We start from the raw sequence: 17,125 nt of genomic DNA, 5'->3' as shown, positions 1-17,125 counted from the left end.
ATGGCAGAAGTCAAAGCACGCTCGGGCCGTGGCGGTGGACGTGCCGCGCGGGTCAAGGCTCGCACCAACCCGCCCCCTGTCTACTTGTCGACGCTGAACCGCAAAGTTGGTCCGATTGATCTGCTTGGTCCCGAAGGCGTTGAGAAAATCCACAACGCGGCCATGACTATACTTGAAACCACAGGGATTGAGTTCCGCGATCCGGTGGCCTTAGCTGATTGGAAGAAGTACGGTGCGGATGTGCAGGGTGAGCGAGTGCGCATCGGGCGCGAGATGCTGATGGACCTGATCTCGGCCGTTCCCTCGGAATGGGGCTATGCCGCGCGCAACCCGGAACGCTCGCTGCGGGTGGGCAATCGGCATTCGGTCTTTGCCAATGCGTATGGCGCGCCATTTGTCTATGGCCTGGATGGTGTGCGCCGCCCTTCGATGCTGGAGGATGCGCATAACTTCTTCAAACTCAGTCAGATGAGTCAGTCGATGATGGTACCGGGTATTTTGCCGGTCGAGCCGCAGGACGTACCCGTCCCGCAACGCCACCTGGAGCTGGTCCATGCCGCACTGACGCTGACCGACAAACCGATCAAGGGTTCAGTTCTATCCGAGCAGGCAGCGTTGGACTCGGTAGAGATGACTCGCATCGTGTTTGGTGAGGAGTTTGTTGACAACAATGTGGTGATGGCAGCCCTGCTGAACTGCAACACACCGTTGGTCTGGGATGAGACCATGTTGCAGAGCCTGCGCGTCTATGCCGCCGCCAACCAGCCCTGCCTGCTGTCGCCCTTTGTTCTTGCCGGGGCGAGCACACCTGCAAGCCCGCAGGGTGGTGTCGCGCTGCTGATTGCAGAATCGCTTGCCGGTATGGCCTACAGCCAGATCATCCGGCGCGGAGCCCCGATGGTGCTGGGGGTAGCAATCATGGGCGTTTCGATGAAGACAGGTGCACCGATGATGGGTTCGCCCGAACCAGGGCTGATGAACCTTCTGGTGGGTCAGATGGCTCGGTTTTATGGTGTGCCATGGCGGACCTGTACCATGTGGACCGGATCGAAATCCCCGGATATGCAGGCTGCGTTCGACACCGCAAACACCATGTGGCCGGTGCTGCTGGGTGGCGCAAACTACATCGTACACTCAGCAGGCTTCCTTGAAGGCGCGCTTGGGGTCAGCTACTCAAAATGGGTGCAGGATGCGTTGCAGTTGGAGAACTTCCACCGTTTCTTCAGCGGCCTGCAAGAAGAAAATCTGGACACGTTGCTGGGCGACATTGACAAGATCGGACCGGGTGGGCACTTCCTTGGTACTGACCACACGCGCGAAAACCCAATGCATATGAACCACTTGCAAAACAATGACAGTTTTGAACAGTGGGAGGCAGAAGGTGCGAAAACCGCAGAAACAGTTGGCACGGAAGAGGCGCAGCGTATGCTGAACACCTACGTCCAGCCACCAATGCCGGACGATCAGCGCGGGGCGTTGGATGAATTCGTCGCTAAGAAGCGGGTGGAATACAGCGCCTAAACAGATCTGCAAGCGGGCACTTATGTACCCGTTTCCTCAACCAACGACAGGATTAGGCACATGGCCGATAACTCGACGATCGCTCTCTCACTCGACGAAGTAGAGGAATTGGCAAAATCTGTCCTTGTGGCAGCAGGCATGGATGAACATGGCAGCACGGTTCTGGCCGGGCTTGTGCGGATGAGCGAGCGCGACGGCCCGCGTAGCCATGGGTTAAGGATGTTACCTGTTTATGCGCAGAGCTTTTCTTCGGGATATGCCAACCCCGAGGCCGACCCGAGTGTCGAACGGATCGCACCGGGGGTTCTGCGCGGAGATGGTGACAATGGCTATTACCAGATCGTGGCCGCCAAAGCTCGAAACGAGCTTATTGAAATGGCGCGCGCGAATGGTATTGCCGCGTTTACTTGTGCCAATTGCCACCATCTGGGGGCACTACGTTTCGATACAGGTCCGCTGGCGGACGCTGGGCTGGTAGCGCTAGGTGTTGTGAACTCGCTCTCGATGGTGGTGCCGCAAGGCGGCATCCGCCCTGTTTTTGGCACCAATCCGATGTCCTTTGCTTGCCCGCGACCGGGTCGTGCGCCGGTTGTATGGGATCAGGCCTCGTCAATGGTTGCGCTGATGGACATCCGGATGGCCGCGGCCGAAGGGCACGAATTGCCACGCCCTGCGGGGCTTGACCCGAACGGTCAGCCAACCAGCGATCCCAACGCGATTTTGGAGACCCGCAGTCTGTTGCCGTTTGGCGAGCACAAAGGCGCGGCGATCGCCTTCCTGATCGAAGTTCTTGGCGCGGCACTGGCCGGTGGAACATTGTCCGTGGACAATGCCAACCGCGAAGCGCACGGTGCCTTGAATATCAAGGGCGGTTCAACGTTGATCGCGATTGATCCGGCGCGTTTCGGGAATGCCGCATTTGAAGGCTATGTCCAACGCATCTGCGCTGAGATTGAAGGTAACGGGGATGCCCGCGTTCCCGGAGATGGCCGCTTGAAGAACCGTGCTGCCGCCGAAGCGGATGGTGTTCGCGTCACGGCGGACTTGATGAAGCAACTTCGCGAACTTCTGTAGGGGTCCCAGTAATGGCACGGGTGGTTGTAATTGGCGGCGGCATCGTCGGAATATCCTGTGCGCTGACATTGCAGTCGCAGGGCCACGAGGTCACCGTCGTAGAACCGGGTCCGGTTGGTGAGGGCGCGAGTTGGGCTTCCTGCGGGTGTATCGCAGTGGGTGAGATCGTGCCGTTGTCGCAGCCGGGGATGCTGATGAAAGTGCCGGGCTGGTTGCTGGATGCCGAGGCCCCGTTGACACTGCGCCCGGCTTCAGCAGTGAAGCTGCTGCCGTGGTTTGCACGGTTTACCGCCAATGCGCGTCGCTCGAAAATGCGTGCAATCGCCTCCGATCTGGCAAGACTTACGTTTGCTGCAACAGCGGATTTCAAGGCTCAGCTTTTAGATGTAGGCCATCCTGAGCTTTTGGTCGAACAGCCGGTAATCAAGTTGTTTGACGACGACAATGACCTTGCGACCATGCGCGCAGCTTTTGAACTAGCGCGTGAGCTGGGTTGCACAATTGATCAAGTTACAGGTCAGGAAGCGCATGAAATCGATCCTGCAATAGCATCTGATTTCAAACATGCAGCTTTGCTTAGAGACTGGAGTTTTGTAACGGACCCTAAGGTATTGGTTGAAACGCTGACGCAGAGTTTTAGCAGCTGCGGTGGGGCAGTCGTGGCAGGAAGAGCAATCGGTTTTACGCAGGACGGACAACATGTGAAAAGCGTGAAGCTGAGCGATGGGCGATCGATCAGCGCAGATGATTTCGTCATCGCTGCGGGAACGCCGTCTAGAATCTTGGCCAAGACGCTGGGTGTTCAATTGAGGATGGAAGGGGTGATCGGATATTCGACTGCGTTGAAAGATAGCGGGGTCGAGCTCCGCCACACGGTGTTTTATGCCAAAGGTGGGTTTGGCATTACACCGTATCAGCAGGCGCTGGCAGTGGCTGGTACCGCAGAATTTGCCGACCTGAACGCGCAGCCGAATTGGAACCGAGCCGATGTGCTGGTCAGGCGTGCATGCCGCGTATTACCGGGTTTGAAGACCGATAGTGCGGAACGCCGGATGGGTCGCCGCCCGTTTACACCTGACACACGTCCGATCATTGGCCGCAGCAGGCGACTGGCTAACGTCGCCTTTGCGACGGGTCACGGACAGCTTGGCCTGACACTAGGCGCGACGACGGCGCGGATAATCGCAGATGTAATTGCTGGCAGATCACCGGACATCGATATAGAAGCCTTCAGCCCAGATCGGTTCTCGTCCTGAGCCAAAGCCCGCCCAGCTCTTTTTGAGCCACATGGGACGTCATCAGCAATGCGATCATCCAGCCAGTCACCACGGCACCTGCGGTGCCGAACCAGACACCAATTTCGTTAAAACCGAGCAGGCCGACGAAAATCCAGACAAAAAAGGCGACGCCAAATCCTTGACGATATAGGCTGATCCACACGGTCCAGATCGGTCGCTTCAAGGCTTGCAATAGCGAGTTGATGGAAAAAAGCATCATGTAGACCGGGAGGATCAGACTATCGACACGTAGATAGCTAAGTCCGACGCGGATCACTTCGGGATCGTCGGTGAAAAAGCCCATCATAAGGCGGCCAAAAATCCACAATATGGGGGCTGCGATGGCGGTCATGATGAACCCGACTTTCCAGCAATAAAACAGTGCCTCGCGTACCCTTTCATAGTCGCGGGCACCGAAATTCTGGGACGCGATGGGTAGCAGTGCCCCCGTGACCCCCAGCACCGGCAAAAGCAAAATCTGCTCAAGCCGAATGGCAATGCCAAAGCCAGCGATTGCGTGCTCTCCAAAGATTTTCAGGGCGAACTGCATGACGAAACCTGACAGCAGCATCACGAAGAAAGATGTCGCTGTGGGAAGTACCTGAACCGAGATCTCCTTGAACTTCTGTAGGCGCGGAATGAAGTTTCGGGGGCGCATGCGCCTCATCCTGCGGCGTCTGAGGACCTGACGGATCAGAAACACCATCACACCGGTCTGGCTGATCACCGTCGATACAGCGAGGCCATCAAATCCGATGCCCTGGATCATGCCCGGAATGCCGTAGATCAATAGGGGGTTCAGACCGATATTGGCAAAAAACGCCACCATGAGGGCGCGTTGCATCGATACCGCGTCACCATGTGCCTGAAGAATGCCATTGCAACCGAAGGCCAGTAGAAATCCGGGCAAGGCCAATAGGAGCCAGTGGAAATAACGTAAACCTGCATCGCGATAAGGTCCCGGTTCCGAAACCAGATTTATCAGCGCAGGGCCGTACCAGAGACCCGCCGCCGCCAGGACACAGGCTGCAATGAAACCATAGATCATTCCCTGTGCTGCAAAACGCCGCGCTGCGCGAGTGTCTCCAGCGCCTAACGCGTTGCCGACCAGCGCGCTCATCGCGGCACCCAACCCGACCCCGACCGAAATGGCAATGAAAAAAGCCTGAAACCCTAATGCCAATCCAGCCTGCGCGCTGGTCGAGAGAAGGCCGGCGAAGAACATGTCGACAACGTTGTAGAGAGTGTTGAACAACATCCCGATTGCGCCCGGGATCGCCAGGGTTCGGAAATGGGTCGAGATTGGCCCGCGCGTCAGATCAATTTCAGTTGGGATGGCCATATCAACTGGCCACTACGGACGTTCGGCCTGAACGGTCAGGAAGACGAACTCGGGGGTCAGTACCTCTTCGAAGCCGTGATTCAGCTCTGCATCGACGCTGATGCTGTCTCCTGCTGAAAGAGTAAATCGGGCCTCGCCGTAGCGATAGATGGCCTGCCCTTCGAGAACCTGCACAAACACGACGCCATGGCCGACATAAGTGGGCGGCTGCCCCTCGTCGCGCAACAACGTGACACGACGGGCCTGAAAGCGCAGGTCCTTCCGGGAATGCAGCGCAAGGTTGACGTATTCGTGCGAATGGCCGCCCGCCAGTCGCGTAGACTTTAGCCCTTCGCCATGGCGAACCAGCGTATAGTCGGTGTGATCTGTCCGCGCTTCGCGAAACAGCGATACGATTGGTACTTCCAACGCCTCGGCAAGTGCAGCCAGCGTATCGATTGACGGAGAGACCAACCCGTTTTCGATACGGCTGACCATTGCAGCCGAGATACCAGACTGTTCTGCCAACCGACGGGCGGATTGCTTGCGGCTTTGGCGCAGCTCCCTGAGCGAGGCACCAATAGCGCGATCAATCTGTCTTCCCGGCGTGTCATCGTGCATGATTCAATCCGTCAATCCTCGGCGTAGTAGCCCACCACGTCCCCTTCCGTTGTGACACCCAGACCATTCAGCAATCGGTTGGCATAATTGAAATATCCGACGATCTGGTTGATCTCGAGAATCTCTCCGTCTTCCCAGCCGGCATCTTTCAATGCGCGAACTTCGGATTCCTCCATTGCACCCGGCGACAGGGTCAGCTTTTGCGCATAGATCAGCGCGGCCAACTGCGCACCTTCAAATGCGTCCTGCGGACGATGGGCCTTTAACGCGGCCTCGATTGCGTCGGCGCGTGCGTCGTCACCGATCAGATGTCGGGCGTTTGCCCAATGGTTGGCATAAGAATAGGGGCAGGTGTTCAACGTCGATACGTAAGAGCTGATGACTTCCTGAAACCACATGGGTATGGAATTGGCTTCATCATGCAGGCACGCGCGATACAGAATGACGTGACCTTTCATGGTGTTGGGACGCAGTGAATGCACGCGCATCACGTTGTCCACTGTCCCGTGTGGTGTGCGCGCCAGATCCAGAGTCGCTCTCAGGTGCTCGTCGGCATCTTCGTCAGATATCATCCGAATCCAGGCGGACATTCACGTTTCCTCTCGTGTTTTCTGTTTCTATTTTCGCGGCGTGTGCCGTTCGGCTGAGTTTTTTATTGACGAATATTGCACATTAAGCAACCATATTGAACAGCGCGCAACGAATTTGAGGATTCTGAAGCTTTGCCAGATCTCTCCACACTGCCTGAATCCCCTCGAATGACCTCGTGCCCATGCGTGCATGACCTCATGTTGCGATCGCACCACCACAGCGTCATAGATCAGCGACGCCAGCTGATCCGCATCTTGACAGGTTCGGCATGACACAGCTCTCCCCCATGATCGAAGTGACCAATCTGGATAAGTTCTATGGGACTTTCCATGCGCTCAAGAACATCGATCTGACCGTTCATCAGGGCGAGAAGGTGGTAATCTGCGGCCCGTCCGGATCGGGAAAATCCACGCTGATCCGCTGTTTCAACGGGTTAGAGTGGCATAATTCCGGGCGTCTCGTGATCGATGGGATCGAAGTCTATGAGGGTGCCAAGGAAATCCGTGAACTGCGACAGGAAGTCGGCATGGTCTTCCAGCAGTTCAACCTGTTTCCGCACCTGACTGTGCTTGAAAACCTGATGATCGGACCGATGAAGGTGCGCAAGCTATCCAAGGCGCAGGCCGAGGAAACTGCGCGCAACTATCTTGATCGCGTTCACATCCCCGAGCAGGCCGACAAGTACCCGGCGCAATTGTCGGGGGGGCAGCAACAGCGCGTCGCGATCGCGCGGTCCTTATGCATGGAAACACGGATCATGCTGTTTGATGAACCGACATCCGCGCTTGATCCCGAAATGATCAATGAGGTGCTGGATGTGATGGTTGAACTGGCCGATACGGGCATGACCATGGTGGTTGTCACGCATGAGATGGGGTTTGCGCGCAAGGTCGCCGACACGATGGTCTTTATGGAGTCGGGGCAGATCGTTGAAATCTCGCCGCCCGATCAGTTCTTCACCAACCCGTCAAGCGAGCGCTGCCGTCTATTCCTGAACCAGATATTGGAACACTAACGTGACCGATCTGGGCATATCACAGGGACGCGGGCAAGCGCTGCCGAAGCCACCACTATACAAGCGGTTCTTTGGTTCGGTGTTAGTGTCCGTCGTGATCTATGCGGTTATTGTCGGGTTGATCGCCTACGGGTCATATGTTGGCGCGCAGGGTATGGGCTATAACTGGCAGTGGTATCGCGTGCCCCAATTCCTGTACCGCAACACCGAGATTGGGTTCGAGTGGGGCGAAATCCCCATCGGACTGGTTGCCACGATCAAGCTGTCAGTTACCTCGTTTCTGCTGGCCACAGCTATCGGGTTGCTAGTGGCGTTACTGCGCTTGTCCGGCTTGGTAGTTGGCACTGCTGTCGCGGTTGCCTACCTTGAACTGATCCGCAATATCCCGCTGCTGGTTCTGCTTTACCTGTTCTATTATGTCCTGGGTCCTATCTTTGGATTTGATCGATATACCGCCAGCATCCTGACTTTGGCGGTGTTTCATTCAGCCTTGATTTCAGAAATCCTACGGGCGGGGATCAACGCCATCCCATCTGGTCAGTGGGAGGCGGCCAAGTCTATCGGTATGACCCCCTATCAGACCTACAGATATATAATTCTGCCGCAATCTGTTCGCTTTATGCTACCGCCCATGACGGGCGAGGTCGTCCACCTGATCAAATCCTCGGCTATTGTCAGCGTCATTGCCGTGGCCGAACTCACCACCTTCGGGCGCAACATTATATCCGACACGTATATGAGTTTTGAAATCTGGTTCACTATCGCGCTGGTCTATCTGGTGGTGACCCTGATCCTGTCGATTGGCGTTAGCTATCTGGAGAAGAAATATGCCGTCGACCAATAACCACAAGAACTTAACCGGACAACAAGGAGAACCAAGATGAAGCTATCTCGCAGAATGCTCGGGGCGGCCCTGGGCGCGGTCGTGGCAACAGGCATGGCGACCTCAGGCTGGGCGCAAAGTGCGACTCAGGAACTGTCCCGCGAAAGTGTGATTGAAACGATCAAACAGGATGGAGTGATCCGGATTGGTCTGTCGCTGTTCGTGCCGTGGTCGATGCGCGACAAGAATGGTGATCTGATCGGGTTCGAACTGGATGTCGGTCGCAAGCTGGCCGAGGACATGGGTGTAGAGGTCGAGTTTGTACCGACCGCCTGGGATGGCATCATCCCGGCGCTCGTATCCGGCAATTTCGACGTGATCATCTCGGGCATGTCGGTGACTGCGCAGCGAAACTTGACGATCAACTTCACCGATCCTTATGCGTATTCGGGCCTGGCTATTATGGCTAACAAACAGTTGACCGATGGTATGTCTTTGGAAGATTTCAATAAACCTGAGGTCACCTTTGCCGCTCGTCGCGGTGCGACACCAGCTACGGTGATCGCGGAAAACTTCCCCAACGCGACGCTGCTGTTGTTTGATGAAGACGGTGCATCAACGCAAGAAGTGCTGAACGGAAACGCGCATGCCTCAATGGCGGCCCAACCCACACCGAACCGCGAGGCCGGTCGTCATCCGGAAACTCTGACCGTTCCGTTCGATAACCTCTATGATCCGCGTGGCGAAGCGTTCGGAGTACGCAAGGGCGATCCGGACGCCATGAATTTTTTCAACAATTGGATCGCTCAGAACTGGCGGTCGGGTTGGTTGGAAGAGCGTCACAACTATTGGTTCGCAACTGAAGAGTGGGCAGACCAGGTTGCCCAGTAACCAATTAGCCGGGGGCGGATCAGCCGCCCTCGGGCCTGAAGCGGAGCGCCCAGGTGCCTGAATTTCTTAGAAAACTCAGATGGCCAGATTATCTGATCGTGGCGGTATTGATCGCCTTCTTCGGATATATCTGGCTGTCGATCGAAGGTACGCTGAACTATAAGTGGCGGTGGGAATTGATCCCCAGCTACATCGTCGGCTGGCATACTGGGCGAGAAGAGTATTTTGCCAATCTATTGCTGCAAGGCTTGGTGGCGACGGTTCGTATCAGCATCTATTCCGGCATATTGGCGCTCATTCTGGGTACAATTCTGGGGATCGCGCGCTGTTCTGCCAACCTGACCATACGCATGCTGGCACGCACTTATCTTGAATTTCTGCGTAATGTGCCACCGGTTGTTGTTGTCTTTATTTTCTTTTTCTTCCTTTCGCAGCAACTGATCGACGCACTAAACCTTGAACGCTGGGCGCGTGGAATTGCGCGGCAGGAAGACAACCAGATCTGGACATTTTTCTTTGGTGAGATGCGGCGCTTTCCGTCGCTTGTCTCAGGTGTCATCGTTCTGGCGCTGTTTGAAAGCGCATTTGTCGGCGAAATTGTCCGAGCAGGTATCCAGTCGATCCCGAAAGGTCAGCGCGAAGCTGCACGCTCGATCGGTATGAGCCGCATACAGGAATTGCGCTATATCGTGCTGCCGCAGGCGATGAAAAAGGTCGTCCCGCCGCTGGCCAACCAGTTCATCTCACTAATCAAGGACAGCTCGATCTTGTCGCTGATCTCGGTTCAGGAACTGACCTACAAGACCGTCGAGTTGGTCGCTTCGTCCCGGATGATTTTTGAGGCATGGATCACAACGGCTGCATTCTATTTTGTCGTCTGCTTCGGCCTCAGCCGCATCTTTGCGCGGCTAGAGAAACGATCTGACAAGCGCTAGGTTCAGGTCACATTCGGACCTGAACCATTCCATCCTGAATCCGTGTCTCAAAGACCCGCATTGCTCGGGTCGCAGGCGCTGAAACGGGCTTGCCATCACGCACATCGAACGCGCCCTGGTGCAATGGGCATTCGATAACATGCCCATCAAAATAGCCGTCACACAGATCAGCCCCACCATGGTTGCACAATGCCAGCGAGGCATAGACACCGCTGGGTGTATCATAAACTGCAATCAATCTCGGCCCGATCTGAACCCGCGTGACCCAGTTTTCTTCCAGCTTCGATGCCTCGATCACATCGCGCCAAGGTTTGTCTGCTGCCATCGCTCAGGCCTCGGCTTTGCGTTGCACGATCTGCCGCAGAATGTCGCGATGCGCAGCCAGATATCCACCTTTCTCGACGAAGATATGATCCTTTAACTTCTCATGCAGACGGGGCAGAGCGTGAAAGGGAACTGAGGCGACATAGTGATGTTCAGCATGATAGTTCATATTCCAGCATAAAAATGACATCGGCTTTGACACCAGATTGGTGCGCGTGTTTTCTGACATCTGCGCCACGGTGGGACGTCCGACATGCTCGGTCATTCGTATGAATCGCATCACCGGCTCACCCAGAAACAGGGGTATGATCCAATACCAGATCAATCCCCACCATCCGGTGGAGGCCATAGCCAGAAAGATCAAAGCGTAAATGGCCAGCATGCGGCGCGCGTCCCAATAGACCGACTGATGCTCCTCTTTGGGAATGAAACTCAACTCGGCCTTGCTGAGCTTCCCAAAGGCATGTCGGAACAGCTCAGTGAACTTACCGCGCCAATAAGGCAGGGCTGACAGGTACAAAAAGTACTCGCCAAGGGATTTGGGCAGCGGGATCAGTTCGGGATCCTCTCCGTTCAATTGCGTATATGTGTGATGATCACAATGTTCGTATCGGAAGAACCGATGGGGCAGAATGATGATCAGCCCGCAAATCTGACCAACCAGATCATTCAACCACCGGGTGCGAAACACGGTATAGTGCACACACTCATGCTGAAGCGAGAAATGATGCACCAAGACGACCCCTTGCAGAAACATCGCGGGCCAAATCAGCCAACTGTTCCAGGCTAGGGTGATCAATGTTGTCGTGCAGGCCAGCACTAAAATCCACATTGCAAGATGACGTAACCCGTGCGCGTTCGAGCGTTGCATGAATCCCTTGAGTTCTTCGCGCGTCAGTTTTCCTTCGGCCAGAGCCTGAGTCAGCGGCGTAACAATAGCTTTTGACATGTGATTTCCATGATTTTGCCGGAGCGGGGGTCTTGCCCTCTGCGCATATTCCGGCACCGGAGACGGGAGTGCTCCGCACCATAGGGCCAACTCGAACAGACCCTATTATCAAAGAGTATTTCCACAGCTTGTGATTCGATCAAGCCGCTATTGATCAGCCAACTGCACGCAGACCGATATCCGGATCGGGATGGGCGAACAGGGCGGCCGCGCAGGGGTGCCGATCCAGGATTGATTGACCGCAAGGCAGCCGTTCAGCATGGAATGTACCCCGGTCCCAATAAGTTACGCCATCGATTTCGATGGAAGGATCAATAACGTTCCAGCTGATTTCTCCGGGCGCGTACGCCCCGCAGGTGTGGAAATGCAGGATGCGTGGATTTCCGAAAGCGGAGCCGCCCCAGCGTTCATAGTTTTCGCGCATATCCCAGGGGTAGCCACAGCCCGGATGAATACCTGCGTGCCAAGAGTGCACGAAATTGCGATCAATTCCCAACTGATTGGCTACCCGGTCATAATGCGCCTCGGCCCGTGCGGCGTTGGCGGGATCGCCGTCAAAACGCTGCAGCCGCCCATTCTCCATCATCGCAAAGACGGGGCGGTCGAATTCGATGGTGTAGTCATCGTAATACTTCGACCCCGTTCCCGTCAGAAAACTGATCGCCACACGGCCCGAGAAACTGTGGGCAGGAACCGGAGTAAAGACTGACATCGGAAAGCGCAGGATCGAGGTGTCGCCCGAGGCTTGCAGGTTCATCACTGGCCGACCGCTTACATCAGTGCCCAAAGGGCAAGTGATCCGCACCTCGCTGGCCGCGTCCAAGACCGCGTTGATATCGGCCTTAAGCTCCATGAACGCATCGTGGTGGCCGTTGGAGAAACCAGATCCCAGCATTTCTTTGGTTAAAGCGAAGCTAACGATGACTTTCTTACCCTGCGGCATGTCCGAGAACCGCAACTGATCCCCAAGACGGGCCAGAAATAGAATGATGTCTGCCGCTTCGAACCGGGCAAGCAGATCGGGCGATAATTGCGGATTGTCCGGATTGAAGCCCACATCAATCGTGTCGACCCCCAGCCCAAGTTGACGGGCCGCCTGACTGACAACATTCACGCTGTCGGCGTCGAAATATCCAAACTCTGCAGGTTCATAGGCAATCAGCAGCCTTTCACCCGCCGCCGCGCGGGCGCAATTGACCAGCAGATTGTAAGCGCCCCGCTCTGGCGTCATGTCGGACATCGACATCTCCTGATTACTTGACATTATCAACTTACGGCCTAGGGCCGCCGGCAATCCATTTGAAAGTGATAATGGCTGACATTAGGATGACTAATATGATCTTGAATCTGCCATACTCCGCGCTGCGAGCCTTTGAGGCAGTTGTACGCCATTCCGGCTTTTCACCCGCCGCCGAGGAACTGGGGGTCAGCCAAAGTGCCGTCAGCCAGCACGTCAGATCGCTCGAAGAATGGCTTGGGCGGGATTTGCTGGTGCGCGGTGCGCGGCAATCGCGACCTACCCGCGAAGGTGAGCAATTGGCGCAGGCAATCTCGGATGGGTTAGGGCGCATTTCAGATGTGTGTGCGCAACTTCGCGATCGAACGCGTGCGGACCGGACCATCGTGATTTCATGTTTGCCGGGGTTTGCATTCAACTGGCTGTTTCCAAGACTTCTGCACTTTGATTTGGCCCACCCGGACCTGTCTATTTCGATCGCGACGGATACGGGATACTATCCGTTTTCCGGCGCAGATTCCGATATCGGCATTCGATATGGTCTTGGTGAATATCCCGGGTTTGAAGTGGATTTGCTTATGCGGGAAAGGCTGTTTCCCGTTTGCGCGCCCGCGCTGTTGCCTGAACTGAAGCGCATTGAAGATTTGTCACAGCACACACTGCTGGTAGATGAAAATCTGCACCATGGTACGTCCAGCCCAACATGGGAGTTCTGGGCGCGGCAAACCAATCTGACATTGCCGTCTGGAGTGCGCACGCGCCGATTGGGCCAATCAAACATGGTCATACAGGCAGCGATTGAGGGGCTGGGGGTGGCGCTTGGGCGCGAACCGCTGGTTATTGATGCGTTGTGCGATGGCCGTCTGGTGCGACCGTTTCAGCAACTGACCCAATCGCCACTTTCCTATTGGCTCGTCCGGCGCCCTGATAGCAAAGACAGCCAAAAAGTCAGCGAGTTCCTGAACTGGATCAAGGCCGAAGTTGCTTCGCAGCCCGATCTGCCCCCGTCGGTAATGCTGCCGAATTAGCTTGCCTTATATGTATCATTACAAATCCAGAATGGTGTATTGCACTGACGCTGCCATAATGGCGCTAAGCCAACTGATCAAATTGGAGAGCAAACCATGTACCTCAGAAATTGCTGGTATGTTGCCGCCTGGAGCAAGGATATCGGGCGTGAACTGAAGGCTGAGACATATCTGGGTGAGAACATTGTGCTCTATCGTCAGCAGGATGGGACGCCCGTTGCGCTTGAGAATGCCTGCCCGCATCGCAAGCTCCCGCTATCCGATGGCAATCTGAAAGGGGATCTGGTCGAATGCGGCTACCACGGGCTGACATTCGATTGTTCGGGCAAATGTACGGACAGCCCAACGCAGCGGGGGATGACGCCTCGGCGCGCGGTGGTGAAGTCTTATCCAGTTGTCGACCGCTATCGCCTGCTCTGGATCTGGATGGGCGATCCTGAACTGGCTGATCCGGACCTGATTTTCCCAATCGAAAACTTTGATGACACGAGCTGGGGCCTGACCGATGGCGGGGTGATGGATATCGATTGCCATTATCTTTGGGTTTGCGACAACCTGCTTGATCCCAGCCACGTGGCCTGGGTACATGTCTCGTCATTCGCCGGCGCGGGAACGGATGAAGAGCCTCTGGACGTCAAAAAGACAGATCGCGGCGTGATTGTCTCGCGCTGGATCGAAAACAAACCACCATCGCCTTACTATGCCAAACTGGTCTCGTTCGACGGCGATTGCGACCGCTTGCAGCATTACGAAATGTGCATGCCCGCAATCGGGCTGAATAAGTCCATCTATACCCCGGTTGGCACGGGTGGATATGACAAAGATCCTGTCGATGAGACATTCATCAACATCTCTTACAACTTCATGACGCCAATCAACGAGGATCAGACCAGGTATTTCTGGTTCCAGCATCGCAACTCTGATCCGGAAAATGCCGAAGTTTCGAAATTCATGAATGATGGTGCGCGGATGGCGTTTCTTGAAGACAAAGATGTGCTGGAAAAAGTGCACAAGGGCATGAAAAACGCTCAGACACCGCATATTGATCTGGGTTTGGATGCCGGGGCAAAAACATACCGACGCGTGCTCGACCGAGCGATCGAGGCCGAGGCCGCTGTGCCAGAGGGTGCAATTCGGCAAGCCTGAAACCTGAACATGGGCCAGTTCCCGGCCCCTTATCTTAGGTGTTGCTATAGATGACAGGGAAGCGCCCACCGGCAAAGGGAGCACCCGGTTTCAGGTCGTCATCATGCAGCCATTCAGTAACGCTATCGCGCGGTTCATAGGTGGCACCTTCAACGGCAAAACGTACCGCATATCCACGCCTGCGACGGGTCGAGGTTCGGTTGCCCATCGCCGAATGCACAGTCATTCCATCGAAGGCCAGGGCATCGCCAGGTTCCATCTGTTCATAGTGGAATATGTCATATTTAGTGCGATCCGCCTCGAAATCGGGCATGTCGATATAGTCCGGGTTATCCTCTTCCAGATAGTGAAGAAACTTGCCAAGCTGGTCAGTTTTGAAAGGCCGGTATTTTGCGCCCCAAGCGTGCGAGCCACGGACAAATTCCAGCGCTCCATTGTCTGGGTCGACAGGATCAAGTGCGATCCACATTGTCATGATGGGACCGGCCACAGGCCAATAGGGCTGATCTGTATGCCAGCCGGTCTGGGTGCGTGTGCCAGGTTCTTTCACGAAAATTTGGTCATAGATCAACGAAGTCCAGGGGCTGCCCGCCACCTCGGCCACGCGCTTTCCAATATCTGAGTTCAGACAATAGTCCTGAAAGATACCCGGTTTTTCACGCATATTTTTATAGGCAAAATACCGGTCACCCTTTTTGACCTCTTCGTCCACGGCATCACGCAACTTGTTTAACCAATCGTCTGTGAGGATGTTTCTCAATAAAACGACGCCGTCGCGCGCATACGCTTGCTGAACAGTATCTGTATCCGGTGTGTTTATCATAGTTCTTCCATCCATAGCATCCGCCTCATTTCCCGTCGGGTTTGAATTCAGGCGCAAAGCGCCACGGTCTGCATGGAGTCAGAGAGAGGGTGAACTGCGGCAGTTTATGATGAAGCAGGGCCAGCGGGATCGGGCCGACCATTTGCCAGCAAGATTCCGATGAAACTGTTCAATTTTGAAGGTCATGCGCCATGGTAGCCCACCACCTTTGATTGCCCAAGCAGTTTTTGCGTAATGGTAAATATATTTATTGACGATATATTTTTTCTGATAAATATTGTGCTTGCTATGCAAAAATATTCGGCATTTTCACTCGCCCGTAACGCGATTTCTGGTCATAAGAACTGGTCCCGAGCCTGGCGGAGCCCGCCGCTCAAAGACCGGTACGAGGTGGTGGTGATCGGGGCAGGGGGTCACGGGCTGGCCACGGCTTACTATCTGGCCAAAGAGTTTGGCATAACCGACGTCGCCGTGCTGGAACGGGGCTGGTTGGGTGGCGGAAACATAGCGCGCAATACGGTTACGATTCGGTCAAATTACATGCGTGACGAGTCGATCCCGTTCTACGTCAAATCCGTCGAGATGTACGAAGGGCTGACGCATGAGTTGAACTTCAACATGATGCATTCCAAGCGCACCATGGTGGATGTGGTGCAGACCTGGCCCAAACTGCGAGAGTTGCGGCGACGGCAATTGGTCATGGACATCTATGGCTCGACATATGAACAAATCACCGCAGAAGAATTGCGCAAACGCATACCTGCGCTGACAGGCGGTGGGCCAGATGCGCGCCTGCCGATCATCTGCGGAATGGTCCACACGGACGCAGGTGTAAACCGTCATGATGCGGTGGCCTGGGGCTATGCCCGCGCGGCGGATGCGATGGGGGTGGAGATGCACCAACAGACCGCCGTGCAAGCATTGATCCGTGGCGCTGATGGGCGCATCGAAGGTGTCGAGACCAATCGCGGCACCGTGCGGGCGAAAAAGGTTGTGGTGGCCGTATCGGGCCATACCACGACGTTGACCGAGACAGCGGGGCTCAAGCTGCCATTGCGCACGATGAACCTGACGGCCTTTGTGTCCGAACCAGTGAAGCCCTTGGTGGATGTCATTGTAAATTGCCCGGACAGTGGGTTCTATTTCAGCCAGTCTGACAAGGGCGAGATGGTGATCGGCGGCGCTCCTGATATGGGGCAAAGCTTTCGTCGCGACATCAAGCAACATGTGTTCGAAGACACTGTGACCGCGATGCTGTCGCTTTTCCCGAGCTTCAAGAAACTCAAACTAATGCGCCAATGGGGTGGGCATCTTGATATTGCCCATGATGCCTCGCCCATCATGGATCAGACTGAGGTACCGGGGCTGTTCGTGACCGCTGGCTGGTGGGGCGGATACAAAGCCATTCCTGCGGGCGGACTGACGCTTGCGCAACTGGTCGCCAAAGGCGAGCCGCATCCGCTGATGGCCTCGTTCACTTTGGACCGCTTCCGCCATCTAGAGTTTGTGATGGAAGCCGGCACCACAACGGCGAGATAGGAAGGGACAG

17 protein-coding genes are annotated in these 17,125 nt (G+C 55.5%); 10 read left to right on the top strand and 7 right to left on the bottom strand.

Annotated features, from left to right (window positions below):
* Genes ACR0CZ_RS02585 through ACR0CZ_RS02575 form a run of 3 tightly spaced genes read left to right on the top strand, consistent with a single transcriptional unit; the run spans position 1 to position 3,851 of the window.
* A complete protein-coding gene (locus ACR0CZ_RS02585; RefSeq protein WP_170393827.1) occupies positions 1-1,521 on the top strand; it encodes a trimethylamine methyltransferase family protein in 1,521 nt (506 codons plus the stop codon).
* 60 nt (positions 1,522-1,581) lie between these two features.
* Entirely contained in the window at positions 1,582-2,595 is a 1,014-nt protein-coding gene (locus ACR0CZ_RS02580; protein ID WP_170393829.1) for an Ldh family oxidoreductase, read from the top strand.
* A gap of 11 nt (positions 2,596-2,606) precedes the next feature.
* Entirely contained in the window at positions 2,607-3,851 is a 1,245-nt protein-coding gene (locus tag ACR0CZ_RS02575) for an NAD(P)/FAD-dependent oxidoreductase (protein WP_480537094.1), read from the top strand.
* Here the strand turns inward: ACR0CZ_RS02575 and ACR0CZ_RS02570 are convergent.
* From ACR0CZ_RS02570 to ACR0CZ_RS02560, 3 genes are read right to left on the bottom strand one after another with little or no spacing between them, the layout of a single operon-like run.
* Positions 3,826-5,214, bottom strand: coding sequence for an MATE family efflux transporter (locus ACR0CZ_RS02570; RefSeq protein WP_170393835.1), 1,389 nt, complete (start codon positions 5,212-5,214; stop codon positions 3,826-3,828). The two genes, ACR0CZ_RS02575 and ACR0CZ_RS02570, sit on opposite strands and share 26 nt — an antisense overlap.
* Before the next feature lie 12 nt (positions 5,215-5,226).
* Complete coding sequence (locus ACR0CZ_RS02565; RefSeq protein ID WP_170393837.1) at positions 5,227-5,814, bottom strand: helix-turn-helix transcriptional regulator; 588 nt, start codon at positions 5,812-5,814, stop codon at positions 5,227-5,229.
* 11 nt (positions 5,815-5,825) lie between these two features.
* Positions 5,826-6,404 (bottom strand): carboxymuconolactone decarboxylase family protein, encoded by a 579-nt coding sequence (locus ACR0CZ_RS02560; RefSeq protein WP_170393839.1) that lies wholly within the window; start codon positions 6,402-6,404, stop codon positions 5,826-5,828.
* A gap of 269 nt (positions 6,405-6,673) precedes the next feature.
* Here ACR0CZ_RS02560 and ACR0CZ_RS02555 point away from each other — a divergent pair, with 269 nt between their 5' ends.
* From ACR0CZ_RS02555 to ACR0CZ_RS02540, 4 genes are read left to right on the top strand one after another with little or no spacing between them, the layout of a single operon-like run.
* The gene (locus tag ACR0CZ_RS02555) at positions 6,674-7,420 is read left to right on the top strand and encodes an amino acid ABC transporter ATP-binding protein (protein ID WP_480459463.1); all 747 of its coding nucleotides are present in this window, start codon (positions 6,674-6,676) and stop codon (positions 7,418-7,420) included.
* Position 7,421: 1 nt separating this feature from the next.
* Positions 7,422-8,264: an amino acid ABC transporter permease gene (locus tag ACR0CZ_RS02550; RefSeq protein ID WP_170393841.1), complete on the top strand. Its 843-nt coding sequence runs from the start codon at positions 7,422-7,424 to the stop codon at positions 8,262-8,264.
* Between the two features lie 36 nt (positions 8,265-8,300).
* Positions 8,301-9,134, top strand: a complete 834-nt coding sequence (locus tag ACR0CZ_RS02545) for a transporter substrate-binding domain-containing protein (RefSeq protein WP_170393843.1) — start codon at positions 8,301-8,303, stop codon at positions 9,132-9,134.
* 53 nt (positions 9,135-9,187) lie between these two features.
* The gene (locus ACR0CZ_RS02540) at positions 9,188-10,069 is read left to right on the top strand and encodes an amino acid ABC transporter permease (protein WP_170393845.1); all 882 of its coding nucleotides are present in this window, start codon (positions 9,188-9,190) and stop codon (positions 10,067-10,069) included.
* Positions 10,070-10,076: 7 nt separating this feature from the next.
* Here ACR0CZ_RS02540 and ACR0CZ_RS02535 read toward each other — a convergent pair whose 3' ends face one another.
* The 3 genes from ACR0CZ_RS02535 to ACR0CZ_RS02525 all read right to left on the bottom strand — a co-directional run bounded on the left by ACR0CZ_RS02535 (position 10,077) and on the right by ACR0CZ_RS02525 (position 12,582).
* Positions 10,077-10,394, bottom strand: coding sequence for a non-heme iron oxygenase ferredoxin subunit (locus ACR0CZ_RS02535; RefSeq protein WP_170393847.1), 318 nt, complete (start codon positions 10,392-10,394; stop codon positions 10,077-10,079).
* Between the two features lie 3 nt (positions 10,395-10,397).
* Positions 10,398-11,342 carry a fatty acid desaturase family protein gene (locus ACR0CZ_RS02530; protein WP_170465571.1) on the bottom strand — a complete coding sequence of 315 codons (945 nt, stop codon included), beginning with the start codon at positions 11,340-11,342 and terminating at the stop codon, positions 10,398-10,400.
* Between the two features lie 154 nt (positions 11,343-11,496).
* On the bottom strand, positions 11,497-12,582 hold the full coding sequence (locus tag ACR0CZ_RS02525; protein ID WP_480544570.1) for a hypothetical protein: 1,086 nt from the start codon (positions 12,580-12,582) through the stop codon (positions 11,497-11,499).
* Positions 12,583-12,677: 95 nt separating this feature from the next.
* On the opposite strand from ACR0CZ_RS02525, the gene ACR0CZ_RS02520 reads away from it, so the two are divergent.
* Entirely contained in the window at positions 12,678-13,607 is a 930-nt protein-coding gene (locus ACR0CZ_RS02520; RefSeq protein WP_170407021.1) for a LysR substrate-binding domain-containing protein, read from the top strand.
* A 96-nt stretch (positions 13,608-13,703) separates the two neighbouring features.
* Positions 13,704-14,753, top strand: coding sequence for an aromatic ring-hydroxylating oxygenase subunit alpha (locus tag ACR0CZ_RS02515; protein ID WP_170393853.1), 1,050 nt, complete (start codon positions 13,704-13,706; stop codon positions 14,751-14,753).
* A gap of 34 nt (positions 14,754-14,787) precedes the next feature.
* On the opposite strand, the gene ACR0CZ_RS02510 is transcribed toward ACR0CZ_RS02515, so the two are convergent.
* Positions 14,788-15,591: a phytanoyl-CoA dioxygenase family protein gene (locus tag ACR0CZ_RS02510; RefSeq protein WP_255612253.1), complete on the bottom strand. Its 804-nt coding sequence runs from the start codon at positions 15,589-15,591 to the stop codon at positions 14,788-14,790.
* 273 nt (positions 15,592-15,864) lie between these two features.
* Between ACR0CZ_RS02510 and ACR0CZ_RS02505 the strand changes: the two genes are divergently transcribed.
* Complete coding sequence (locus tag ACR0CZ_RS02505; RefSeq protein WP_170465573.1) at positions 15,865-17,115, top strand: FAD-dependent oxidoreductase; 1,251 nt, start codon at positions 15,865-15,867, stop codon at positions 17,113-17,115.
* The last annotated feature ends 10 nt before the right edge of the window (positions 17,116-17,125 follow it).

It is taken from the genome of Ruegeria sp. H9, from assembly GCF_056532915.1.
This window is presented reverse-complemented; position numbering and strand designations above follow the sequence as displayed.

Coding starts and splice junctions, on each gene's coding strand:
- ACR0CZ_RS02565 (WP_170393837.1), bottom strand. CDS start 5,814: ATGCACGATGACACGCCGGGAAGACAGATTGATCGCGCTATTGGTGCC.
- ACR0CZ_RS02555 (WP_480459463.1), top strand. CDS start 6,674: ATGACACAGCTCTCCCCCATGATCGAAGTGACCAATCTGGATAAGTTC.
- ACR0CZ_RS02515 (WP_170393853.1), top strand. CDS start 13,704: ATGTACCTCAGAAATTGCTGGTATGTTGCCGCCTGGAGCAAGGATATC.
- ACR0CZ_RS02560 (WP_170393839.1), bottom strand. CDS start 6,404: ATGTCCGCCTGGATTCGGATGATATCTGACGAAGATGCCGACGAGCAC.
- ACR0CZ_RS02525 (WP_480544570.1), bottom strand. CDS start 12,582: ATGTCCGACATGACGCCAGAGCGGGGCGCTTACAATCTGCTGGTCAAT.
- ACR0CZ_RS02520 (WP_170407021.1), top strand. CDS start 12,678: ATGATCTTGAATCTGCCATACTCCGCGCTGCGAGCCTTTGAGGCAGTT.
- ACR0CZ_RS02575 (WP_480537094.1), top strand. CDS start 2,607: ATGGCACGGGTGGTTGTAATTGGCGGCGGCATCGTCGGAATATCCTGT.
- ACR0CZ_RS02580 (WP_170393829.1), top strand. CDS start 1,582: ATGGCCGATAACTCGACGATCGCTCTCTCACTCGACGAAGTAGAGGAA.
- ACR0CZ_RS02510 (WP_255612253.1), bottom strand. CDS start 15,591: ATGGATGGAAGAACTATGATAAACACACCGGATACAGATACTGTTCAG.
- ACR0CZ_RS02505 (WP_170465573.1), top strand. CDS start 15,865: ATGCAAAAATATTCGGCATTTTCACTCGCCCGTAACGCGATTTCTGGT.
- ACR0CZ_RS02585 (WP_170393827.1), top strand. CDS start 1: ATGGCAGAAGTCAAAGCACGCTCGGGCCGTGGCGGTGGACGTGCCGCG.
- ACR0CZ_RS02530 (WP_170465571.1), bottom strand. CDS start 11,342: ATGTCAAAAGCTATTGTTACGCCGCTGACTCAGGCTCTGGCCGAAGGA.
- ACR0CZ_RS02545 (WP_170393843.1), top strand. CDS start 8,301: ATGAAGCTATCTCGCAGAATGCTCGGGGCGGCCCTGGGCGCGGTCGTG.
- ACR0CZ_RS02570 (WP_170393835.1), bottom strand. CDS start 5,214: ATGGCCATCCCAACTGAAATTGATCTGACGCGCGGGCCAATCTCGACC.
- ACR0CZ_RS02535 (WP_170393847.1), bottom strand. CDS start 10,394: ATGGCAGCAGACAAACCTTGGCGCGATGTGATCGAGGCATCGAAGCTG.